The 22,985-nt window shown below is 69.0% G+C and carries 20 protein-coding genes; 8 read left to right on the top strand and 12 right to left on the bottom strand.

Going from position 1 to position 22,985, the window contains the following annotated elements; genetic code table 11:
• Positions 1–14: 14 nt before the first annotated feature.
• From IAI59_RS12685 to hutC, 8 genes are all read right to left on the bottom strand, one after another.
• Positions 15–503, bottom strand: coding sequence for a GNAT family N-acetyltransferase (locus IAI59_RS12685; RefSeq protein WP_207418301.1), 489 nt, complete (start codon positions 501–503; stop codon positions 15–17).
• On the bottom strand, positions 500–1,786 hold the full coding sequence (locus IAI59_RS12680; protein ID WP_207418303.1) for a pyruvate dehydrogenase complex dihydrolipoamide acetyltransferase: 1,287 nt from the start codon (positions 1,784–1,786) through the stop codon (positions 500–502). Before IAI59_RS12680 ends, IAI59_RS12685 begins: the two co-directional genes overlap by 4 nt.
• Positions 1,787–1,800: 14 nt before the next feature.
• Positions 1,801–3,213, bottom strand: coding sequence for a pyruvate dehydrogenase complex E1 component subunit beta (locus IAI59_RS12675; protein ID WP_207418304.1), 1,413 nt, complete (start codon positions 3,211–3,213; stop codon positions 1,801–1,803).
• 1 nt (position 3,214) lies between these two features.
• Positions 3,215–4,258, bottom strand: coding sequence for a pyruvate dehydrogenase (acetyl-transferring) E1 component subunit alpha (pdhA, locus tag IAI59_RS12670; protein ID WP_207418305.1), 1,044 nt, complete (start codon positions 4,256–4,258; stop codon positions 3,215–3,217).
• 257 nt (positions 4,259–4,515) lie between these two features.
• On the bottom strand, positions 4,516–5,715 hold the full coding sequence (hutI, locus tag IAI59_RS12665) for an imidazolonepropionase (protein WP_207418306.1): 1,200 nt from the start codon (positions 5,713–5,715) through the stop codon (positions 4,516–4,518).
• Positions 5,708–7,216, bottom strand: a complete 1,509-nt coding sequence (gene hutH, locus IAI59_RS12660; RefSeq protein ID WP_207418307.1) for a histidine ammonia-lyase — start codon at positions 7,214–7,216, stop codon at positions 5,708–5,710. The genes hutI and hutH overlap by 8 nt, the downstream gene beginning before the upstream one ends.
• On the bottom strand, positions 7,213–8,889 hold the full coding sequence (hutU, locus tag IAI59_RS12655) for a urocanate hydratase (protein WP_207418309.1): 1,677 nt from the start codon (positions 8,887–8,889) through the stop codon (positions 7,213–7,215). The genes hutH and hutU overlap by 4 nt, the downstream gene beginning before the upstream one ends.
• 13 nt (positions 8,890–8,902) lie before the next feature.
• A complete protein-coding gene (hutC, locus tag IAI59_RS12650; protein ID WP_207418311.1) occupies positions 8,903–9,616 on the bottom strand; it encodes a histidine utilization repressor in 714 nt (237 codons plus the stop codon).
• A 76-nt stretch (positions 9,617–9,692) separates the two neighbouring features.
• Here hutC and IAI59_RS12645 point away from each other — a divergent pair, with 76 nt between their 5' ends.
• Positions 9,693–11,072: a formimidoylglutamate deiminase gene (locus tag IAI59_RS12645; RefSeq protein ID WP_207418313.1), complete on the top strand. Its 1,380-nt coding sequence runs from the start codon at positions 9,693–9,695 to the stop codon at positions 11,070–11,072.
• On the opposite strand, the gene IAI59_RS12640 is transcribed toward IAI59_RS12645, so the two are convergent.
• Both IAI59_RS12640 and IAI59_RS12635 read right to left on the bottom strand, forming a co-directional pair.
• The gene (locus IAI59_RS12640) at positions 11,069–12,079 is read right to left on the bottom strand and encodes a dipeptidase (protein ID WP_207418315.1); all 1,011 of its coding nucleotides are present in this window, start codon (positions 12,077–12,079) and stop codon (positions 11,069–11,071) included. The two genes, IAI59_RS12645 and IAI59_RS12640, sit on opposite strands and share 4 nt — an antisense overlap.
• A 23-nt stretch (positions 12,080–12,102) precedes the next feature.
• The gene (locus tag IAI59_RS12635; protein ID WP_237180832.1) at positions 12,103–13,209 is read right to left on the bottom strand and encodes a serine hydrolase domain-containing protein; all 1,107 of its coding nucleotides are present in this window, start codon (positions 13,207–13,209) and stop codon (positions 12,103–12,105) included.
• A 75-nt stretch (positions 13,210–13,284) separates the two neighbouring features.
• Here IAI59_RS12635 and msrA point away from each other — a divergent pair, with 75 nt between their 5' ends.
• The 6 genes from msrA to dksA all read left to right on the top strand — a co-directional run bounded on the left by msrA (position 13,285) and on the right by dksA (position 17,964).
• Positions 13,285–13,842 carry a peptide-methionine (S)-S-oxide reductase MsrA gene (msrA, locus tag IAI59_RS12630; protein WP_207418316.1) on the top strand — a complete coding sequence of 186 codons (558 nt, stop codon included), beginning with the start codon at positions 13,285–13,287 and terminating at the stop codon, positions 13,840–13,842.
• Positions 13,843–14,134: 292 nt separating this feature from the next.
• Positions 14,135–14,872 (top strand): GntR family transcriptional regulator, encoded by a 738-nt coding sequence (locus tag IAI59_RS12625; RefSeq protein ID WP_207418317.1) that lies wholly within the window; start codon positions 14,135–14,137, stop codon positions 14,870–14,872.
• A gap of 109 nt (positions 14,873–14,981) precedes the next feature.
• The gene (rpmF, locus tag IAI59_RS12620; RefSeq protein WP_207418318.1) at positions 14,982–15,185 is read left to right on the top strand and encodes a 50S ribosomal protein L32; all 204 of its coding nucleotides are present in this window, start codon (positions 14,982–14,984) and stop codon (positions 15,183–15,185) included.
• A 106-nt stretch (positions 15,186–15,291) separates the two neighbouring features.
• On the top strand, positions 15,292–16,320 hold the full coding sequence (plsX, locus tag IAI59_RS12615; protein ID WP_272874659.1) for a phosphate acyltransferase PlsX: 1,029 nt from the start codon (positions 15,292–15,294) through the stop codon (positions 16,318–16,320).
• A gap of 56 nt (positions 16,321–16,376) precedes the next feature.
• Positions 16,377–17,345: a beta-ketoacyl-ACP synthase III gene (locus IAI59_RS12610; RefSeq protein ID WP_207418321.1), complete on the top strand. Its 969-nt coding sequence runs from the start codon at positions 16,377–16,379 to the stop codon at positions 17,343–17,345.
• 205 nt (positions 17,346–17,550) lie between these two features.
• Positions 17,551–17,964: an RNA polymerase-binding protein DksA gene (dksA, locus tag IAI59_RS12605; RefSeq protein WP_207418451.1), complete on the top strand. Its 414-nt coding sequence runs from the start codon at positions 17,551–17,553 to the stop codon at positions 17,962–17,964.
• A 12-nt stretch (positions 17,965–17,976) separates the two neighbouring features.
• Here dksA and IAI59_RS12600 read toward each other — a convergent pair whose 3' ends face one another.
• Both IAI59_RS12600 and IAI59_RS12595 read right to left on the bottom strand, forming a co-directional pair.
• A complete protein-coding gene (locus IAI59_RS12600) occupies positions 17,977–19,194 on the bottom strand; it encodes a DUF1501 domain-containing protein (RefSeq protein WP_207418322.1) in 1,218 nt (405 codons plus the stop codon).
• Positions 19,191–20,501, bottom strand: a complete 1,311-nt coding sequence (locus IAI59_RS12595; RefSeq protein ID WP_207418323.1) for a DUF1800 domain-containing protein — start codon at positions 20,499–20,501, stop codon at positions 19,191–19,193. The genes IAI59_RS12600 and IAI59_RS12595 overlap by 4 nt, the downstream gene beginning before the upstream one ends.
• Before the next feature lie 349 nt (positions 20,502–20,850).
• On the opposite strand from IAI59_RS12595, the gene fusA reads away from it, so the two are divergent.
• Positions 20,851–22,983 (top strand): elongation factor G, encoded by a 2,133-nt coding sequence (fusA, locus tag IAI59_RS12590; RefSeq protein WP_237180834.1) that lies wholly within the window; start codon positions 20,851–20,853, stop codon positions 22,981–22,983.
• The last annotated feature ends 2 nt before the right edge of the window (positions 22,984–22,985 follow it).

Below are 22,985 nucleotides of genomic sequence, written 5' to 3'. Positions count from 1 at the left end.
CGTTCTTGTCCTCGTCAGCCTTCGGCGGCCAGCGCGAGCAGCGCCTCGCCGGACAGGCGTTGATCGGTCCATTCGTCCTGCCCCACCGCGCCGATGCCCCGGTAGAAGGCAAGGGCGGGGGCATTCCAGTCCAGCACGCTCCACTCCACGCGGGCATGCCCCCCGGCTACCGCACGCTTCGCGACTTCCTGGAAGAAGGCGCGGCCGATGCCGAGGCGGCGGTGCGCCGGCTCGACGAACACGTCCTCGATCCAGACGCCCGCCCGGCCGGTGAAGGTGCTGAAGGTCTCGTACCACAGGCATAAGCCGACGGGCTCGCCGTCCACCTCGGCCACGAGCCCGCGCACCCGCTTGGCGGCCAGTGCGCCGTAGAAGTCCTGCGCGCTGGCCTTCACCTCATGCCCCAGCTTCTCGTACTCGGCCAATGCGACGACGAGCCGGTGCACCGTCTCGGCATCGCGCGGCCGGGCGTCACGCAGAAAGAAGCCGGGGCGGTCGCTCACAGCATCAGGCTCAGCGGGTCCTCGACCACCTTCTTGAAGGCGGCGATGAACTCGGCGGCCAGCGCGCCGTCGATCACCCGGTGGTCAACCGAGAGCGTGCAGGTCATGACGGTCGCGATGGCCAGCGCGCCATCCTTGACCACCGGGCGCTGCTCGCCGGCGGACACCGCCAGGATGCCGCCCTGCGGCGGGTTGATGATGGCCGAGAAGTCCTTCACCCCGAACATCCCCATGTTGGAGATGCTGAAGCCGCCACCCTGGAACTCCTCAGGCTTCAGCTTGCCCGACTTGGCGCGGGACGCGAGGTCCTTCATCTCGGCGCTGATCGCAGCAAGGCCCTTCTGGTCGGCCTTCCGAATGATCGGCGTAATCAGACCGTCGGGAATGGACACGGCCACCGAGATGTCGACGTCGTGGTACTGAAGGATCGCGTCATCGGTCCAAGAAGCGTTGACGCTCGGGAACTGCCGCAGCACCCGCGCCACCGCCTTGATGACCAGGTCGTTGACGGAAAGCTTGAAGGCGCCGGGGCCTTCCTTGGGTGCACGCGCGTTCAGGTCGGCGCGCAGCTTCAGCAGCGCATCGATCTGGATGTCCATCGTCACGTAGAAATGCGGGACGGTGGCTTTGCTTTCGCTCAGCCGGCGCGCGATCACCTTGCGCATGCTGCTGTTCGGTACGGCGGTGTGCGGCGCCGTGATGGCGGGGGCGGGGGCCTTGGGCGCGGGTGCCGGCGCGGCGGCCTGCGGCTGCGCGGCCGGTGCGGAATCCTGCTTGGGCGCGGACTTCGGCGCGGCCGAGGCACCCTCGACATCCGCCTTCACGATGCGGCCGTTGGGCCCTGAGCCGGTGATGCCGGACAGGTCGATGCCCGCCTGCTGCGCGATGCGGCGCGCCAGGGGCGAGGCGAAGACGCGGTCGCCTTTGGGCGCATCGCCCGCTGGCTTGGAGGCCGCGGGCGGGGCAGCCTTCGGCGCCTCGGCCGCGGCGGCTTCCGGCTTCGGTGCCGCCTTGGGCGCCTCGCCGGATGGCACGGCCTCGCCGTCCTCGACCAGCACGGCGATCGGCGCGTTCACCGCCACGCCTTCCGTGCCGCCCTGCACCAGGATCTTGCCGAGGATGCCCTCATCCACGGCCTCGACCTCCATGGTCGCTTTGTCGGTCTCGATCTCGGCGATCACGTCGCCGGCCTTGACCGCGTCGCCCTCGTTCTTCAGCCAGCGCGCCAGGGTCCCCTCCGTCATCGTCGGGGAAAGGGCGGGCATCAGGATGTTGGTGGCCATCGTCCCGCTTCCTCTTACTTCTTGTAGGTCACGCTTTTGGCGGCGGAGATCACGTGCTCCACCGTCGGCAGCGCCAGCTTCTCCAGATTGGCCGCATAGGGCATCGGCACGTCCAGGCCGGCCACGCGGGCCGGGGGCGCGTCCAGGTAGTCGAAGGCGTGCTCGATCACCTGCATCGCCACCTCGGCACCGATGCCGGAGAAGGCCCAGCCTTCCTCGACCGTCACCAGGCGGTTGGTCTTCTTGACCGAGTTGACGATGGTCTCGGTGTCCAGCGGGCGGATGGAGCGGAGGTTGATGACCTCGGCGTCGATGCCTTCCTCGGCCAGCTTCTCGGCCGCCTTCAGCGCCAGCCCAACCTCGATGGAGAAGGCGACGATGGTGACGTCCTTGCCCTGGCGCTCGATCTTCGCCTTGCCGATCGGCAGGATGAAGTCCTCGTCCGTCGGGCACTCGAAGCTCTGGCCGTAGAGGATCTCGTTTTCCAAGAACACCACCGGGTTCGGATCACGGATCGCGGCGCGCAACAGGCCCTTGGCGTCGGCGGCCGACCACGGCGCCAGCACCCGCAAGCCAGGCACGTGGGCGTACCAAGAGGCGTAGCACTGGCTGTGCTGCGCGGCCACGCGGGCGGCGGCGCCGTTCGGGCCGCGGAACACGATGGGGCAGCCGAGCTGGCCACCGGACATGTACAGCGTCTTGGCGGCGCTGTTGATGATGTGGTCGATGGCCTGCATGGAGAAGTTGAAGGTCATGAACTCGACGATCGGGCGCAGGCCCGACATCGCCGCGCCCACCGCCATGCCGGTGAAGCCGTGCTCGGTGATGGGGGTGTCCACCACGCGCTTCGGGCCGAACTCGTCCAGCAGGCCCTGCGACACCTTGTAGGCGCCCTGGTACTGCGCGACTTCCTCGCCCAGCAGGAACACCTTGTCGTCGGCGCGCATCTCGGCGGCCATGGCATCGCGCAGCGCCTCGCGCACCGTGATGCTCTTGGTCGGACCCCAGTCCTTTTCCGGCTCCTGCGCCGGCGGCTTGGCTTCGGCGGCCGAGCCTTCGCCCTTGGCGGCGCCACGCGCGGCGACGGCGCCGTTGTCCTCGGCCTGCTTGGCGACCTCGGCGGTTTCGCCGCCCGCCTGGGTGGCGTTGGACACGGGCTGCTGCGGGCCGCCGGCGGCCTTGCCGTCGCCGCCGTCCAGCTCCGCGATGGCGGAATTCACCGCCACGTTCTCTGTGCCCTCGGGCACCAGGATCTTGGTGATCTGGCCCTCGTCCACGGCTTCCACTTCCATGGTCGCCTTGTCGGTCTCGATCTCGGCGATCACGTCACCGGCGGCGACGGCGTCGCCTTCCTTCTTGAGCCAGCGCGACAGCTTCCCCTCGGTCATGGTGGGGGACAGGGCCGGCATCAGAATCGTCGCACCCATCTCAGCGGGCCTCCACCAGGATATCGGTCCAGAGCTCTTTCTCGTCCGGCTCCGGCGAGGTCTGCGCGAACTCGGCGGCGTCGGCGACCACGGTCTTGATGCCGTCGTCCACCGTCTTGATCTTCGACTCCTCCGTGCCGTTCTCCAGCAGGATCTTGCGGATGGTCTCGATCGGGTCGTGCTGCTCGCGCATCTGCTGCACTTCCTCGCGCGTGCGGTACTTGGCCGGGTCGGACATGGAGTGGCCGCGGTAGCGATAGGTCTTCATCTCAAGGATGTAGGGCCCGTTGCCCTCGCGGCAGTGCGCCACCGCCCGTTCGCCCGCGGCCTTCACGGCCTGCACGTCCATGCCGTCCACCTGCTCGCCCGGGATGCCCCAGGGCGCACCGTCCTGCGACCGGTTCTTGGAGGCCGAGGCGCGCTCGGCGCTGGTGCCCATGCCGTACTTGTTGTTCTCGATGATGAAGACCACCGGCAGCTTCATCAGAGCGGCGAGGTTGTAGCTTTCGAACACCTGCCCCTGGTTGGCGGCGCCGTCGCCGTAATAGGTCAGGCACACGCTGCCGTCGTCGCGATACATGTTGGCGAAGGCCAGGCCGGCACCGATGGAAACCTGCGCGCCCACGATGCCATGCCCGCCGTAGAAGCCCTTCTCGCGGGAGAACATGTGCATGGAGCCGCCCTTGCCCTTGGAGTAGCCACCGCTACGCCCGGTCAGCTCGGCCATCACGCCGCGCGATTCCATGCCGGTGGCCAGCATGTGGCCGTGGTCCCGGTAGGAGGTGATCACCTGGTCACCCGGCTTCAGGCACATCTGCATGCCCACCACCACGGCTTCCTGGCCGATGTAGAGGTGGCAAAACCCGCCGATCAGGCCCATGCCGTAGAGCTGGCCCGCCTTTTCCTCGAAGCGGCGGATCAGCAGCATGTCCTCGTAAGCCTGGAGCAACTGCTCCTGGGTCATGCCGTCGTTGCGTCCGGATGATGGTGGCGCCTCGGCCTGACCCTGAGGCTTGGTGTTGGCCGCTTCGGCGCCCTGAACCATTCGGCTGCTCCTGCTTGCCGGGGCCACGCGAGATTGGCGGCGCCGCAAGCAGGCAGATACGTGCCGGAACACGGAACTGCAAGCGGCAGCCCGTGCCTAAGTTATTGATGCTGCGGTGCAATACAGAGATTAACCGGTTTCTGCCGCACTGAAAGTAAGTCTTATATAAGATACTTGATTGCGTTCGTAGTGCGATTCCAAGTCGCGGCGGACCATTTTCATTCGTCCACAAACGAGCTCGGGCGACGTGTTCAAGACTAACTTGGAACGCCCGCCACCACGCGGAGAAAGCAGGGATTGCCGCCCAGCCAGTAGCAAAGCTCCGCCGGCCGGCCGACGCGGAACCCCGCCAGGTCGCAGCGCAGCCCGGGGCGCAGAACACCGCGGTCGCTCAGCCCCAGGGCCGCCACCGCGTGGCGCGTGACGCCCAGCAGGGCCTCCGGCACCGTCAGGCGGAACAGGGTGCAGGCCATGTTCAGCATCAACAGCAGCGACCGCGCCGGCGAGGAGCCGGGGTTTAGGTCGGTGGATACGGCCATGCGCAGTCCGGCGGCGCGCATCGCCGCGATGTCGGGATGCCGGGTTTCCCGCAGCATGAAGGTGGCGCCGGGCAGCAGCACCGCGACGCTGCCGGCTTCGGCCATCGCCCGCAGTCCGGCCGGGGAGGCATGCTCCAGGTGGTCGGCGGACAGCGCGCCGAACCGGGCCGCCAGGGCCGCGCCGCCGAGGTCCGACAACTGGTCGGCGTGCAGCTTCACCGGCAGCCCCGCCCTGCGCGCCGCCTCGAACACCAGGGCGGTCTGGTTTGGCGAGAAGGCGATGCTTTCGCAAAAGGCATCCACCGCGTCGGCCAGCCCGGCGGCGGCCGGAATGATGTCCTCCGCCACATGGCGGGCGAAGCCGTCCGCCCCGCCGGGGAAGTCCGGCGGCACCGCATGCGCCGCGAGCAGGGTGGTCACCACCTCGACCGGCAGCGCGTCCCCCAGGCGGCGGGCAACGCGCAGCATGGCTAGCTCGCTGTCCAGCGTCAGCCCGTAGCCGGACTTGATTTCCACGGTGGTGACGCCTTCCGCCATCAGGCCCTGCAGCCGGGGGCGGGCGGCGGCGAACAGCGCCTCCTCGCCGGCGTCGCGCGTGGCGCGCACGGTGGAAAAGATGCCGCCGCCCGCGCGGGCGATCTGCTCGTAGGTGGCGCCGGCCAGCCGCTGCTCGAACTCTGCCGCCCGGTTGCCGCTGAACACCAGGTGGGTGTGGCAATCGATCAGGCCCGGCAGCAGCCAGCCGCCCTCGCAGTCGACCACCTCCGCCGCAGGGGCCGGTAGCTCCGCCCGCCGGCCGACCCAGGCAATGCGCCCGTCCCGGGCGGCGATGGCGCCGTCCTCGATCACCCCCAGCGGCGCTTCGGCCGGGCCGTCCATGGTGGCCAGGTTGGCGTGGGTCCACACCCGGTCAAACATCGGCACCCTCCTGCGGCAGCCCGAAGGCGCCCCGCTCGACGGCTGCCTTCACCGCGGCGATGTCGGGCGCCATGTGCCGGTCTTCGTCCCAGGGGGCGGCGTGGGCGCGCACCAGCGCGACCGCCGCCTCCACCGGGGTGGAGGAGGTGAGGGGGCGGTGAAAGCCGATGCCCTGCGCCGCCGCCAGCAGCTCCACCGCCAGGATGCCGGCGGTGTTGTCGGCCATCTCCCCCAGCCGCAGCGCGGCGCCAGTGGCCATGCTGACGTGATCCTCCTGGTTGGCGCTGGTGGGCATGCTGTCGACGCTGCGGGGATGGGCCAGGGACTTGTTCTCGCTGGCGAGCGCCGCGGCCGTGACCTGGGCGATCATGAAGCCGGAGTTAAGCCCGCCCTCGCGCACCAGAAAAGCCGGCAGGCCGGACAGCACCGGGTCCGTCAGCAGCGCGATGCGGCGTTCCGACAGGGCGCCGATCTCGGCAATGGCGAGGGCGATGTTGTCGGCCGCGAAGGCCACCGGCTCGGCATGGAAGTTGCCGCCGGACAGCACCTCGCCCTCGGCGGTGACCAGGGGGTTGTCCGTCACCGCATTGGCTTCCCGCTGCAACACGGCGGCGGCATGGTCCAGCTGGTCCACGCAGGCGCCCATCACCTGCGGCTGGCACCGCAGGCAATAAGGGTCCTGCACCCGCGTATCGCCGGTGCGGTGGCTGTCACGGATGGGACTGCCGGCCAGCAGGGCGCGCAACGCGGCGGCGGCACGGATCTGCCCCGGCTGCCCCCGCAGCGCGTGGATGCGGGGGTCGAAGGGCGTGTCGGAACCGCGGGCCGCGTCCACGCTCATGGCGCCGGCCACCAAAGCGGTGTCGGCGAGCCCGCGTGCCTTGAACAACCCGACCAGCGCCAGGGCGGTGGAGACCTGCGTGCCGTTCAACAGCGCCAAGCCTTCCTTCGGCCCGAGGGCGAGGGGCGACAGCCCGGCACAGCGCATCGCTTCCGCCCCGGGCACGAGACGGTCGCCAAGCATGGCCTCGCCCTCGCCGATCAGGACCAGGGATAGGTGCGCCAACGGTGCCAGGTCGCCCGATGCACCGACGGAGCCCTTGCTGGGCACCGCGGGCAGGGCACCGGCATTGAGCAGCGCCAAAAGCGCCTCGATCACCTCCGGCCGCACGGCGGAGGCGCCGCGTGCGAGGGACAGCGCCTTGAGCGCCAGGATCAGCCGCACGGCGGGGCCGGGCATCAGCGGCCCGATGCCGGCCGCGTGGCTGCGCAACAGGTTGAACTGCAGCCGGGCGAGATCGGCCGTCCCGATCCGCTGGCTGGCCAGCTTGCCGAAGCCGGTATTGACGCCGTACAGCGCCTCGCCGCCCTGGATGCGCGCCGACAGTTCGGAAACCGAGGCCGCCACGGGCTCCCGCCAGCCGTCCAGCAGTTGCAGGGGCGCGCCGTCCATGATGGCGCGCAGCTGGTCCAGCGTGGCGTGGCCGGGGGAAACGATCACCGGCCACCTCCGATCATCGGCAGGTCCAGCCCCTGTTCGCGGGCACAGTCGATGGCGATGTCGTAGCCTGCGTCGGCGTGGCGCATCACGCCGGTCGCCGGGTCGTTCCACAGCACCCGCCGCAGCCGCCGTGCCGCATCCTCCGTGCCATCGGCGACGATCACCATGCCGGCGTGCTGCGAGTAGCCCATGCCGACACCGCCGCCATGGTGCAGCGACACCCAGGTGGCACCGGAGGCGGTGTTGAGCAGCGCGTTCAGCAGCGGCCAGTCCGAAACCGCATCCGACCCGTCGCGCATCGCCTCGGTTTCCCGGTTCGGCGAGGCGACGGAACCGGAATCCAGGTGGTCCCGCCCGATCACGACCGGCGCGGACAATTCGCCCTTCGCCACCATCTCGTTGAACGCGAGGCCGAGGCGGTGCCGCTGCCCCAGGCCCACCCAGCAGATGCGCGCCGGCAGTCCCTGGAACTTAATGCGGGCGTCCGCCATGTCCAGCCAGCGGTGGAGATGCGTGTCGTCGGGGATCAGTTCCTTGACCTTGGCGTCGGTCTTGCGGATGTCCTCCGGGTCGCCGGACAACGCGACCCAGCGGAACGGCCCGACGCCGCGGCAGAACAGCGGGCGGATGTAGGCCGGCACGAAGCCGGGAAAGTCGAAGGCTTTGGCCAGGCCTTCATCCTTGGCCATCTGGCGGATGTTGTTGCCGTAGTCGAGCACGGCGCTGCCCATGTCCTTGAAGTCCAGCATGGCCTGCACGTGCGCGACCATGCTGCGCTTGGCGGCGGAGGCGACGCCGGCCGGGTCCGCTTCCCGCTTGGCCTGCCACTCGGCCAGCGTCCAGCCGGCGGGAAGATAGCCGTTGGACGGATCGTGCGCGCTGGTTTGATCGGTGACGATGTCGGGCTTGATGCCGCGCCGGACCAGCTCGGGGAAGACCTCCGCCGCGTTGCCCAGCAGCGCGACGCTGACCGCGCGCTTTTCGTCGCAGGCACGGCGGATGATGCTCAGCGCCTCGTCCAGCGTGTCCGCCTTCTGGTCCACGTAGCCGGTTTCCAGACGCTTCTCGATGCGGCTGGGCTGACATTCCACGGCCAGCACGCAGGCGCCGGCGAAGACCCCGGCCAGCGGCTGCGCGCCGCCCATGCCGCCGAGCCCGGCCGTCAGGATCCAGCGCCCCGACAGGTCTCCGCCGAAATGCTGGCGGCCGGCCTCGGCGAAGGTCTCGAACGTGCCTTGCACGATGCCCTGCGTGCCGATGTAGATCCAGGACCCTGCGGTCATCTGGCCGTACATCATCAGCCCGGCGCGATCGAGCGCGTTGAAGTGCTCCCACGTCGCCCAATGCGGCACGAGGTTGGAATTGGCGATCAAAACGCGCGGCGCATCGCCATGTGTTTCGAAGACGCCGACCGGCTTGCCGGACTGCACCAGCAGCGTCTGCGTGTCGCTCAGCCGCTTGAGGGTGCCGATGATGCGCTCGTAGCTGTCCCAGTCGCGCGCGGCGCGGCCGATGCCGCCATAAACGACCAGCTCGCCCGGGCTTTCGGCGACCTCGTCGTCCAGGTTGTTCATCAGCATCCGCATCGCCGCCTCGGTGGTCCATTGGCGGGCGGAAAGGCTGTTGCCACGCGGGGCGCGGATGGCCGGGGCGTTGCGGAAACGATCCTGCATGCTCATGGCTCTTTCAGAAGGCGCCGCCGAGGCGAAAGCGGCTGCCGGGATGGAACAGCCAGGCCCGCGTGGCCACCATGCGCCGCGACCAGGTCCGGCGGTGGATCAGCAGGCAAGGCTCGGTGGGGTCGATGTCCAGCGCGGCGGCGGTGGCCGCGTCGGCGCGGGTCGCTTCCACCACATGCTCCACCCGTTCGGCCGGCGCGGCGGCCATCAGGTGGGCATAGGGCGTGGTGCGGCGGAAATCCTGCCGCAGGTAGGCGGGGGCGATCAGCGGGTTCACCAGGCGGTCTTCCAGCTGCACGGGCACGCCATCCTCGCAATGCACCAAGCGGCTGTGGAACAGCAGGCTGCCCGGGGCGACGCCAAAGGCGAGCGCCAGGGCCTCGTCCGCCGTCCTGGAATCCAGGGCCTGTACAATGGCGGTATGCACATGGCCGCGCCCGGCGATGTCCTCCGCGATATCGCGCAGTTCCAGCAGCGCCGATTGCGGCGGGCCGCCGGCCACGAACGTGCCGACGCCCTGCACCCGCTTCAACAGCCCCGCATCCGCCAGCTCGCGCAGGGCGCGGCCGACGGTGACGCGGGAATGGCCGGTCAGCTTCACCAGCTCGTTTTCCGAAGGAACACGGTGCTCGGCCGACCATTCGCCGCTGCGCATGCGTTCAAGGATGAAGTCCTTGATCTGCTGGTAGCGCGGCGCGGTCGGGTCGGTCAGCAGCGACATGCCCTCCATGCTGGTTGTATTGACAACCTCAGTCAACCTGAAATGATGCCAGTGCTACGCCGGGGAGAGCGATTCCATGCCGCGATACCACGCCGCTTCCGCCCTGTTGCCGGGGGGCTGGGCCGCCGATGTCGCCATCGCGTGCGATCCCTCGGGCATGATCCTGTCCGCCGTGCCGGGCCAGAACCCGGACGGCGCCGAGCGACTGAGCGGTGTGGTGATTCCCGGCGTGCCGAACCTGCATTCCCACGCATTCCAGCGTGCCATGGCCGGGCTCGGTGAACGGCGCTCGCCGTCCGAGGCACGGGATGCCGAAGGTGGCGAGGACTCCTTCTGGACATGGCGCCAGACCATGTACCGCTTCGTGCGAAAGCTGACGCCGGAGGACGCGCAGGCTGTTGCCGCGCAGCTTTACGTGGAATGCCTGGAATGGGGCTTCACCAGCGTCGCCGAATTCCACTACCTGCACCATCAGCCGGACGGCACGCCCTATGACGCGCCGGCCGAGATGGCGCTGCGTCACCTGGAAGCGGCGCGGCAGGCCGGCATTGGCCTCACCATGTTGCCCAGCCTGTACCGGCACGGCGGTATCTTCGGAAAAGACCCTTCGCCGGGCCAGAAGCGCTTTCTCAATGACCTCGATGGCTTCTGGCGCATCGTCGAGGATGTGCGCGGCGCGATGGCCGGCGACCCGGCCTTCGGCCTCGGGCTGGCGCCGCATTCGCTGCGCGCGGTGACACCCGGCATGCTCGCCGAGGTTTCGCGCTTCGACGGTCCGATCCATATCCATGCCGCGGAGCAGCCGCGGGAGGTGGCGGAATGCGAGGCCACGACCGGTGCGCGCCCGGTGCAATGGCTGCTGGACAACATGCCGCTGGATGCCCGCTGGTGCTTGATCCATGCCACCCACATGACCGACGCGGAGGCCGCTGCGCTGGCCCGCACCGGCAGCGTGGCCGGCCTGTGCCCAAGCACGGAGGCATCACTCGGCGACGGCATCTTCAACTACCCGGCCTGGGCGAAGGCCGGCGGCCGTTTCGGCTTTGGCACCGACAGCCATGTCGGAACCTCGCCGCGCGACGAGATGCGGCAGCTGGAAACCAGCCAAAGGCTGGCCCGGCACACGCGGTCGGTGGTGACCGACGGCAACCGGCCTCACCCTGGCCGCAACCTGCTGGATGCGGCGCTGTCGGGCGGCGCGCAGGTCAGCGGGCGGCGCATCGGCGCCATCGCGCCCGGTTGTCGCTGCGACCTGGTGGAACTCGATGACGGGCATCCGGCCCTGACCGGCCTGGCCGGGGACACGCTGCTGGACGCCTGGGTGTTCAGCGGGCAGGGCAACCCGGTCCGCCGCGTCGTGGTCGGCGGCCGGGAGGTGGTGCGCGATGGCCGGCACGTCGCGCGGTCGGCCATCGCCCGGCAATTCGCCGCTGCGATGCGGCGTCTGGCGGATTAGGCGGCCGCCGCCGCCTCGGCCTGTCGCATGAGGCGCAGGAAGTTGCCGGACCACAACTGGCCGATCTGCGAGGCATCGTAGCCGCGACGCGCCAGCTCGGCCGTCAGGTTGCCGGTTTCGGCCGCGTTGCGCCAGCCGTCCACGCCGCCCCCGCCATCGAAGTCGGACGACAGGCCCACATGGTCCAGGCCGATCCGCCGCACCGCGTAGTCCACGTGGTCCACGATATCCGTCACGCTGGCGCGATACCGCCCGTCGCCATCCGCATTGCGCAGAAAGGCCGGCACGGCGGTGATCTGCGCCAGGCCGCCCGATGCCTTCAAGGCATCCAGTTGCTCGTCGTCGAGGTTGCGGGGGTGGTCGCGCAGGGCGCGGCAACAGGTATGCGTGGCCACCACCGGGGTGCGGGACAGGGCGACCGCCTGCATCATGCCGGTCTTGGCCACGTGCGACACGTCGACCAGGATGCCCAGGTCATTCATCCGCGCCACCGCCGCCCGGCCCAACGCGGACAGGCCGCCATGCCGGGACGGCGCATCGCCCAGCGCTGGCAGCGCGATGGCGGAGTCCGACAGCAGGTTGTGGCCGTTGTGCGTGAGGGTCAGGTAGCAGATTCCAAGCTCCCGCCACAGGGTCAGCGCCTCGATGCTGTCGCCCAGGCCGTAGCCGTTTTCCACAGCCAGCAACACGGCCGTCTCGCCGGCCTGGAAGGCGGCTTCCACCTCGTCCGCCCGGCTGGCGATGCGCCGGCCGGGGCCTGCCGCGGTGTCGCGGATCGAGCGAAGCATGGCTTCCGCCCGGGTGGCGGCCGCGGCGTGGGCTTCGGGCGTCAAGGGCCCCTGGGGGAGGTAGGCGGCGAACACCACGGCATTCAGGCCGCCGGCCTCCATCTTCGGGTAGTCCACGCAGCGGCGGGTCATGGTGCGGGGGTCCGGCGGCTCGGGCCAGGGAATGTCCACATGCGTGTCGATGCTGAGGGTGGCGGCGTGAAGTTCGGCTTCGGTCATCGGATTGATCCAGGCAGGCAGTGTCAGCGGAGGGCGGCGGTGAAGCGGGCGAGCGCTTCCGGCAGGGCGGCGGGGTCCAGCCACCGGAACACCCCCACCACGTCATGCGCCGGATCGATCCAGATGACGTTGCCGCCGGCGCCCTGGGCAAAATAGCTTTCGCGGCTGGCGCCGGGATACCGGCCGCCCGCGTTCAGCCACCACAACAGGCCGTAGTCGCCATGCAGGGCGGAGGGCGTGGTGCAACGCCGGACCCAGCCGGCGGGCAGCAGGCGCTTTCCGTCCCACAGACCGTCCTGGAGCATCAACTGGCCGATCAGCGCCTGGTCCTCGGCATGCGTCACCACGCCGCCACCCCAGTGGCCGCCGCCGGACACGGACGGCATGCGCTGCCCGTCGATCTCAACGAAACTGGTCGAATAGCCTTCCCACCGCCAGTCGACGCTGGCGCCCATCGGCCGCATCAGGCGCTCCGCGAAGACCTCCGGCAGCGGGCGGCGGAAACGGTGCAGGAGGGCCAGGGCCAGCGCGTTGACGCGGACGTCGTTGTATTCCCAATAGCTGCCGGGTGCCTGAAGCGGGCGGTCGATGCCCTTCTGGCCCTTGCCCTCGCGCTGCAGGTCGCGCCCCCGGTCGATACGGTCGGCCTTGCCGAACAGCGTGCCTTCCCATTCGCTGGTCTGGTTCAGCAGCATGGTCCAGGTGATGGCGCCGTTGCGCGGCCCGGCGAAGGCTGGGTCGTCGACGCTGCTGGATACTGTGTCGTCGAGGTCGGCGATCAGCCCGTCTCCGAGCGCGATCCCGGCCAGCAGGGCCAGATAGCTCTTGGCGACGCTGAAGGTCATGTCCGCCTGCCGCGTGTCGCCCCAGCGGACGGCAAGGCCGCCGCCGCGCATCAGCAGGCCGTTCGGAGCACCACGCGGCACCACGGTGCCGAGCACCGCGTTGTCCGGTGGTGCCTCGAAGTATCCGGCATCCAGATGGGCCCGGATGTCACGCGGAAAGGGAGAGTCATGGGCCTGGGCAAAGGCCACTGCATCGGCCAGGGCAGCAGGTTCGAAACCGGCGGCGGCCGCGGGGGAAACGACGTTCATGCCTGTCACGGTGCCGCCGCCGTGGCGGCCGGGCAAGGGGGGGATGCAGGCCGGGGACAGTGACACCATCTTCTCTGCAAGCATGAACCACGACCGAAGGAGAGGGTCCTGATGTCCGATACGCCCCGTTCCGAGACCGCCATTCTGGGTGGCGGCTGCTTCTGGTGCATCGATGCGGCGTTCCGCGACCTGCAAGGCGTAACGGAGGTGGTGTCCGGCTATGCCGGCGGCCATGTCGATCACCCCACCTATGAACAGGTCTGTGGCAAGCAGACCGGGCATGCCGAGGTGGTCAAGGTGGTCTTCGATCCGGCAACCCTGAGCTATGCCGATGTGCTGAAGATCTTCTTCACGTTGCATGATCCGACCACCAAGGACCGCCAGGGCGCCGATGTCGGCCCGCAGTACCGCAGCACCATTCTGACGCTGGATGACCGGCAGGCGGAAACCGCGCGGGCGGTGATCGCCGAGTTGAACGCGGCGCAGCTCTGGTCGGGCCCGATCGTGACAACGGTGGAGCCGGCGGGCCGGTTCTGGGATGCCGAGCCTGAGCACCAGGACTATTTCACCCGCAACCCGTGGTCCGGCTACTGCCGCGCGGTGGTCGCGCCCAAGGTGGCGAAGTTCCGCAAGAGCTTTGCCAGCAGGCTGAAGTCGCAGGCAGCCTGAAGACTGTCGGGGACGGGCATTAATTTGCCCCGTCGCCGACCTCCGGGGCCCTGAAACGCGGACGGCGCCTGGGCTATGGAGCCCGGCGCCGTCGACACGTGTCCCGTTTCGGGATCTTCCTCCCCAAACTCGGCTTGCGGAGCAGTCCCGAGAGCCCGCTCTATAACGAGGTCTTGTATAAGACACAAGTCTAATTCCCACCGCACTTGATTGGCCTCCGGGGATGGGGAAAACACTGTCCGACCGCTGCGAATCGCGCATGTCCGTCGGAAGCCTGCCAATCTGGATGACCATGATCAGTCCCACCGCATCCGCGCGGCTCGATGCCCGTCCGCTTTATCAGCAGGTCGAAACCGTGTTGATCGACCGGATCGCCAGCGGCGCCTGGCCGCCCGGCCATTCCATCCCGTCCGAACCCGACCTGGCGGCGGAGCTTGGCGTTTCGCAGGGTACGGTGCGCAAGGCGCTGACGGAACTGGAGCGGCGCAACCTGATCGAGCGCCGGCAGGGGCGGGGGACCACGGTGCTGCGCCATACCGGCGACACCGCGCGCTTCCATTTTTTTCGGCTGCGAGACCTGGACGGCACGGCCGTGGTGTCCCGCATCGTGGTGCTGTCCTGCACGCCGGGCGAGGCGGATGCGGCCGAGGCCGCCGGGCTGAAGCTGCCGGAAGGGACGCCAATCTACCGGCTGCGGCGGTTGCGGACGGTGGATGGCGTGGCCAGCATCTTCGAGCGCTGCACCCTGGTGGCGGAGCGCCTGCCGGGCTTCCACCTGCCGCAGGGCGAATTGTCCACCGAACTCTACGTGCATCTGCAGCGCGCGCATGGCGTGACCATCGAGCACGCGGAAGAAGATCTGTCGGCCCAGGCAGCCGGGCCGGAGGAGTCGCAAGTGCTGGGCCTGCCACCCGGCAAGCCGCTGCTGATGGTCCAGCGGGTTGCCTTCGATATCGCAAGGCGCGTGGTGGAACACCGCATCTCGCTGATCGATACGGAGCGATACCGTTACGCCGTCCGGCTGGATTAGGGCGAATCCCGCAGCAATGCTTGCACCTCCGGGGGGGCGGTGGTAATGCGCCGCCTTCCTTATTGACCGCTGACGACTACAGCACGACCAGAGAGAGAGGCCCCACGCCATGGCCGTTCCCAAGAGAAAAGTCTCGCCGTCCCGCCGTGGCATGCGCCAGAGCCATCAGGCCCTGTCTGCCCAGGCACACCATGAGTGCCCGAACTGCGGCGAGCTGAAGCGGCCGCACCACATCTGCGCGTCCTGCGGTCACTATGACGGCCGTGAAGTCGTGCCGGCCGGCAAGGCCCTGAAGGCCGCGGTCCGCGTCTGATCGCCCGGACCCGGTAGCGGAACCTTTTCCCTTGTCCCAAACCGAGAACTCCCGGGCTGCGAAGCCTGGGAGCGAGGTCACGAGGCCCGCTGCCGGTTCCTTCCACCTGGCGATCGATGCCATGGGCGGGGATCATGCTCCTGAATCCGTCCTCGACGGAATGGAGCTGGCTGCCGAGCGGCATCCTGAGGCGCGGTTCCTGCTGGTGGGCGACGAAGCCCGGCTCGCGCCGTTGCTGGCCAAGCACAAGCGCGCCAGCAAGGCCTGCACCATCCGCCATGCGCCGGATGTCGTGTCCGGCGACATGAAGCCGACCGCCGCGCTGCGGATGCGGACGTCCTCCATGCGCGTGGCCATCGATGCCGTGGCGGCCGGCGAGGCAGCCGGCGTGGTGTCGGCCGGCAACACGGGTGCCCTGATGGCACTCGGCAAGATCGTGGTGAAGACCCTGCCCGAGATTGACCGGCCCGCCCTGGCGGCTGTCGGCCCTTCGGCGCGTGGCGACGTCGTGCTGCTGGATCTTGGCGCCAATATCGTTTGCGACGCCCGCAACCTCGTCGAGTTCGCGGTGATGGGCGATGCCTTCGCCCGCGCCGTGCTGGGCCTGCCCAACCCCACCATCGGCCTGATGAACGTGGGCAGCGAGGAGCTGAAGGGCGACGAGCGGGTCCGCCTCGCGGCCGACATGCTGCGTACCTCGCCTCTGGCTGCCAACTTCCATGGCTTCATCGAGGGCCACGACATCACCTCCGGCACCGTGGATGTTGTCGTGACGGACGGCTTCACCGGCAATGTCGCGTTGAAGACGGGTGAGGGCGCCTTGAAGCTGGTGGGCGGCCTGTTGAAGCAGGTCTTCACTTCCTCCCTGGCGGCCAAGCTGGGATACCTGCTGGCCAAGCCCGCGCTGGACCGGCTGCGCGAATGGATGGACCCGCGGCGCTACAACGGTGCGGTGCTGATCGGCCTGAACGGGCTGGTGGTGAAGAGCCATGGCGGCACGGACGCCCTGGGCTTCGCGCATGCCATGGATGTCGCCATGGACATGGTGACCCATCGGGTCAATGACCGCATCCGGGAAGGGCTGGCCGCCATGCCGTCCCGCAAGCGCGACGCGGCCAGCCTGACCGCAGAGTGACCCCGGGACGTCGCCCGGACGTTCCCCCGCTGATGCTGTAGCACGGACACTGATCGATGCCTCCCTCCGGACCGGACCTTCGCGCGGCCATCATCGGCACCGGCGGCTACCTGCCGGAAGAGCGGCTGGACAACGCGGCCCTGGCGGCCCGCTTCAATCTCGACACTTCGGACGAGTGGATCGTCGAGCGCACGGGCATCCGCCACCGGCATATCGCCGCGCCAAACCAGCTGGCGAGCGACCTGGGGGCCGAGGCGGCCCGCGAGGCCCTGACCCGCGCCGGCGTGGATGCCGCCGAAATCGATGCGATCATCGTCGCGACGGCCACGCCGGATTCGGCCTTTCCGTCCACGGCCGCGCGGGTGCAGGCCAAGCTTGGGGTGACCCGCGGCTTCGCCTTTGACATCTCCGCCGCCTGCACCGGCTTCGTCTACGCTTTGTCCGTCGCCGATGCGATGATCCGCACGGGGCAGGCGCGCTGTGCCCTGGTCATCGGGGCCGAGGTCTTCACCCGCATCCTGGACTGGACCGACCGCGGCACCTGCGTGCTGTTCGGCGACGGCGCGGGGGCGGTGGTGCTGCGCGCCGTGCCGGCATCCGAGGGCCGGGGCATCCTGTCCTGCCATTTGCATGCCGATGGCACCCAGGGTGACCTGCTCAGCGTCGATCCGGCCGCCCAGGTTGTGCGGATGACGGGGCGCGAGGTGTTCCGTCATGCGGTGACCAAGCTCGCCGCCGTGGTGGATGAGGCGTTGGCGGCCAACGGATTGGACAAGTCGGAAGTGTCGTGGCTGGTGCCGCACCAGGCCAACCGCCGCATCATCGACGCCATGGGCCGCAAGCTGAACCTGCCGGCGGAGCGGGTGGTCATGACGGTGGATCGTCACGCCAACACCTCGGCCGCTTCCATCCCCCTGGCTTTGGCGGAGGCGACGCGCGACGGCCGCATCCAGCCTGGCGAGCTGGTGCTGATGGAAGCCATCGGCGGCGGCCTCACCTGGGGTGCGGCGCTGGCGCGCTTTTGACCGCCGATCCACCCCGGTCATGCTGTTCTGGTAACCAGTTTGCAATCACATTGCGCACCGGCGGTTTTTACTGGTCCGAAGACGCCGTGATTACGGAATAACTCCCGTTTGCGTTGCCCACGACCCGACGTTATGTTCCGCCCGCCCATGGATGGGGCTCGCCGACCAGGCGGCTCTTCCCATGGTCTGGGGATCAAGTTCGATGCTGATCACGTTGCCGCCTGACTACCGGCCCTCGGAAACCGAGGAGTTCATGAACCCCCTGCAGCAGGCGTATTTCCGCCAGAAGCTGCTGCGCTGGCGGCAGGACCTGCTGCGGGAAGCGGGGGATACGCTGGCCAGCCTGAGCAAGGGTGGCATTGCCGAAGCAGACCTGACCGACCGTGCCAGCGTCGAGACCGACCGGGCGCTGGAGCTTCGCACCCGCGACCGTGCGCGCAAGCTGATCTCCAAGATCGACCAGGCCCTGGAGCGGATCGCCAACGGCAGCTACGGCTTTTGCGAGGAATCGGGCGAGCCGATCGGCCTGCGCCGCCTGGAAGCCCGCCCCATCGCGACCATGTCGATCGAAGCGCAGGAACGCCACGAACGCATGGAGCGTGTGCACCGCGACGACTAGCCTGGCGTCCGTTCAGGCCGTTAGCAGCCCGCCTCGGGGCGGCACGCCCAGGCTGCCTGGGAAGGCCGCTTCCAGGGCATGCGGGGGCAGGCCCAGGTGGTCCCGCAGCACTCCCTTGGCGACCTCGCGCAGGTCCGCCGTCGGCTGCAGGTCCCGGTTCTCGAACAGCTTGCCGGTGCCGAGGCCGGGCCAGTCGGTCATCACCTTGCCCCCGGCCACCGCGCCGCCAACCAGAAAGGCGGCGCCGCCGGTCCCGTGATCGGTGCCCATGCTGCCGTTGATCCGGACAGTGCGGCCGAACTCCGTGACGATCAGCACGGCCGTCTGATCCCAGGCCGTTCCCAGCTGCGCCTTCAATGCGCCCAGGCCTTCGTCCAGCCGCTGCAGCGGCACGGCCAGCCGGCCGGCCTGCGCCTGGTGGGTGTCCCAGCCGCCGATATCCAGCGCGGCCACCCTGGGGCCATCAGGGTCCGCCAGCAGCTTGCCGGCAATGCCGCACAGGGCGGGAAACCCGCCGCCCGCCTTGCGCATGCCATCGTCCAGCCGGTCCGAGGCGAAGCCACGCGCCCGTAGTCCTTCCTGCACGGCGGGGCCGATCAGCGGGTCGTCATGGGTCAGGTCATGGAAGCGGGCGTAGAGGTCGGGATCGGGACGGGCGCCCCGTGGCGCCGCATACATGCCGACAGGCGCCTGCCCCCGCAGCAGCAAGGGCATGTCCAGCCCCACCGCCAGCCCGAGGCGTGCGGCGCCATTGTCCGGACGGGCTGGCATGGCCTGCAGCGCCCGGTTCAACCAGCCGGAGCTGAGCCTGAATTCGGCACCGCTTTCCAGCATGTCCTGGGCATCGAAGTGGCTGCGGCTCCGATAGGGACCCGCCACGGCCTGCAGCATCAAAGCCTGATCGCTACGGAACAGGCCGTGCAGCCGGCTGAGCGCCGGATGCAGGCCAAAGAACCCACCCAGGTCCAACAGGCCGCCTTCCTGCCCGGGATCGGGCAGGGCCAAAGGCCCGCGGAGCGCGCGGAAATCCGGGTCACCGTAGGGCTGCACCACCGCCAGCCCATCCATGGCGCCGCGCAGCAGCACGACCACCAGCCGGGCGTCGGGCCGCGGCGTGGCCATGGTGCCGGCGGCCACGGCCAGCCGGGCCTGCCCCGCGAAGGCGACGGCGGACAGGCCCAGCAACAGGCCCCGGCGGCCGATCCGGGGCAGGTGCGTGTTGGCGTTCATCGGCGTTGGAACTCCGGGCTGGCAAGCAGCAGGGTCAGGCCGTCCCGGGTGGAACCGGCACGACGCACCGCCTGCACCGTTTCATGACGGGCCAGCGGGCCCAGGGCGGCGTCCAGCAGGTCGTTGGGGTCCAGCCGACTGTGCCGGCCAGCGACATTGTAGGCGACTTCCATGCGCTGGATCATGCCTTCGGCGCTGACCCACCCTTCCGCCGTGTCGGGCCAGCCGATGGGGGCGGGGGCCGACCAGATATCCTGGCCGAGGCTCCGCATCCCGCCCGCCACCACCTGCGCGGCATCCGCGCCGCCGTTCAGCAGCCGATAGCTGGCGATCATGAAATCCTGTGGGCTGCGCAGCTTGCTCAGCGGCGCCTGCCAGGCTTCCGGCAGATCCACCAGGGCTTCCGCCACGGCACCGAGGTCGCCGCGCGTATCCCGCAGGACGCCGAACAGATATTCGACGGTGCCAGGGCCTGGATCGTCCGCCACGAAATGCCGGGCCAGCTTCACGGCCAGGTGCCGGTGCGTCGCCTCGTGGTTGGCCAGCCACCGGAGGGCCGTGTCCACCTGCCCGGGGCCTTCCTCGAACCGCTGGCCCAGGATGGTCCTGGGGCCCGGTTCGTGCGCGTCGGGCTGGAACCGGCTGCCCAGTGGCTCGCGAAGCCGCTCCACCGTCAATCCGGTCAGCAGGCGGGCGAATTCGGTCACGTCCTCCTGGCTGTAGCCGGCGGCGGGCGAAAGCGAATGCAGCTCCATCACCTCGCGCGCGAGATTCTCGTTCAGGCCCCGCCCTTGCCGAAGGCCGATCCGGCTGCCGGGCCCGACCGAGGCGTTCTGGTTGAGGTAGAACAGCATCGCGGGATGATGGGTCGAGCCAACCAGCATGTCCTCGAACCGTCCGCCCACATGCGGGCGGATCGCGCTGCGGACGAAGTCGCCGACCAAAGCCCGCACGGCACCCTCGCGCGTGCTGACCGTCAGGTGGTTGGCCCAAAACAACACCAGCCGCTCCCGGAAGGGGGTCTGGGTCGTGACGGCATTGCGGATCAGGGCCTGCGCCTCGGCGCCGTTCAGCACCACTTGCCGGGATGGTTTGCCCGCCTCCACCGGGGCCAGCTCGTCCTGCCGCCGGAGGTCGAGCCCGTCGGCCACCGTGGGCGGGCGCTCCCAGCCCTCCGGCAGGGCGAGGTCGGTTTCCGGGGAGCGGATCTGCGCCTTCAGCCAGGCGGGGACGTCGCCCGGCAGGGGCTGGTCCGGCCGGGGGCCCAGGCCGAAGCGGATGGCGGCGATCAGGCTGCGCTGGTCCATCCGCCGAGTATGCGCCATAGCGGCGGCCAGCGGGTGGAAAGAAACCGCAACCTTGCGTCCATGCACGGTCCGGCTGCCCTGCAAGCGGGGTCCGCGCTGGGTTATTGCTTGCATTGAAAGGCAATCCGGTGCATCTGCCGCCCGCAACGGCCGGCTTGCGGCGGACTCGCTTCACGGGTTTCCGGAGCCAACGGGCCGCGGCGATTGTTCCGGCATCGGCGGCGTCAGGCAACGTTCAAGCCTGGCCCGTATCCCCGCCCCAGGGCGGTCGGATGCTCCGGTCGCGGCGACCAGGCTAGCGAAGCTCGGGGCAGGCCGGCGGAAAGACGATCCGCCGCCCGCCCAAATCATGATTCAAGCGCGGCTGGCGCCGCGACGCGTATGGAGGCCCCCCGTGGCGCGCACCCCCCTCGACCGCATCCGCAATATCGGCATCACCGCGCACATCGACGCCGGCAAGACCACGACCACCGAGCGGATCCTTTACTACACCGGCAAGTCCCACAAGATCGGTGAGGTCCACGAGGGCAACACCACGACGGACTACATGGAGCAGGAGCGTGAGCGTGGCATCACGATCACCTCCGCCGCCGTGACGGCCGAGTGGAAGGACCACCGGATCAACGTCATCGACACCCCGGGCCACATCGACTTCAACATCGAGGTGAACCGCTCGCTGCGCGTGCTCGACGGCGCCGTGTTCATCATCGAGGGCGTGGCCGGCGTGCAGCCGCAGTCCGAAACCAACTGGCGCCTGGCCGACCGCTACAACGTTCCCCGCATCATCTTCATCAACAAGCTGGACCGCACGGGCGCCGACTTCTACCGCGCCGCGGACACGCTGACCGAGAAGCTGGGCATCAACTGGGTGGCGCTGCAGCTGCCGATCGGCATCGAGGACACCCTGAAGGGCGTCGTCGACCTGGTCGAGATGAAGGCGCTGATCTGGCAGGGCGACGAGCTGGGCGCGAAGTACCACGAGGAAGAGATCCCCGACGACCTGAAGGAGAAGGCGGCCGAGTACCGCCAGACCCTGCTGGACACCGCCGTGTCGGTGGACAACGAGGCGATGGAGGAATACTTCGAGAAGGGTGACGTCTCGGTCGAGACGCTGAAGCGCTGCATCAAGCGCGGCACGATCGACGGCACCTTCCGCCCCGTGTTCTGCGGCTCGGCCTTCAAGAACAAGGGCGTGCAGCCGCTGCTGGACGGCGTGATCGACTACCTGCCGGCGCCGACCGACGTCCCGGGCATCAAGGTCGCCCTGGAAGAGGGTGTCGAGGAAGATCCGGCGAACCCCGCCCGCATCATCCCCGCCCGCGAGGACGCGCCCTTCGCCGCGCTGGCCTTCAAGATCATCAACGACAAGTACGGCAACCTGACCTTCGTCCGCGTCTATGCCGGCATCATCCGCTCGGGCGACACCTTCATGAACACCACGAAGGGTCACAAGGAGCGCATCGGCCGCATGTTCCAGATGCACGCCGACAAGCGTGAGGAAGTGAAGGAAATCTACGCCGGCGACATCGTCGCCATCGTGGGCATGAAGGACACCGGCACGGGTGACACCCTGGCCGACGCCGCCGACCCGGTGGTGCTGGAGCGCATGGCCTTCCCGGTGCCGGTCATCGACATCTCGGTCGAGCCGAAGACCAAGGACGGCGTCGAGAAGATGACGCTCGGCCTGCAGAAGCTGGCCGGCGAGGACCCCTCGCTGCGCCTGCGCACCGACCAGGAAACCGGCCAGACCATCCTGTCCGGCATGGGCGAGCTGCACCTCGAGATCATCGTCGACCGCCTGCGCCGCGAGTACGGCGTGGACGCCAACATCGGCGCGCCGCAGGTGGCCTACCGCGAGACGATCACCAAGGCGCACACCGAGACCTACACCCACAAGAAGCAGTCGGGTGGCTCGGGCCAGTACGCCGAGGTGAAGATCATGTTCGAGCCCAAGGAGCGGAACGAGGGCATCGAGTTCGTCAACGCCGTCGTCGGTGGCTCGGTGCCGAAGGAATACATCCCGGCCGTCGACAAGGGCATCAAGGTGCAGGCCGAGACGGGCGTGCTGGCCGGCTTCCCCACGGTGGACTTCAAGTTCTCCCTGGTGGACGGCAAGTACCATGACGTCGACTCCAGCGCCCTGGCGTTCGAGATCGCCGGCAAGGCCTGCTTCCGCGAAGGCATGAAGAAGGCCGGCCCGGTGATCCTGGAGCCGATCATGGACGTGGAAGTGACCACGCCGCAGGACCACGTCGGTGACGTGGTGGGCGATCTCAACCGTCGCCGCGGTGTGATCCAGTCGCAGGACATGGCCGGCACCTCGGTCATCGTGCGCGCCCACGTGCCGCTGAAGGAGATGTTCGGCTACATCTCCAACCTGCGTGGCATGACCAAGGGCCGTGCGTCCTTCTCGATGTCCTTCCACCACTACGACCCGGTGCCGCGCAACGTCGCCGAAGAGATCACCAAGAAGAGCGCCTAAGG

Source organism: Roseomonas haemaphysalidis (genome assembly GCF_017355405.1).
Lineage (GTDB): Bacteria > Pseudomonadota > Alphaproteobacteria > Acetobacterales > Acetobacteraceae > Pseudoroseomonas > Pseudoroseomonas haemaphysalidis.
This window is presented reverse-complemented; position numbering and strand designations above follow the sequence as displayed.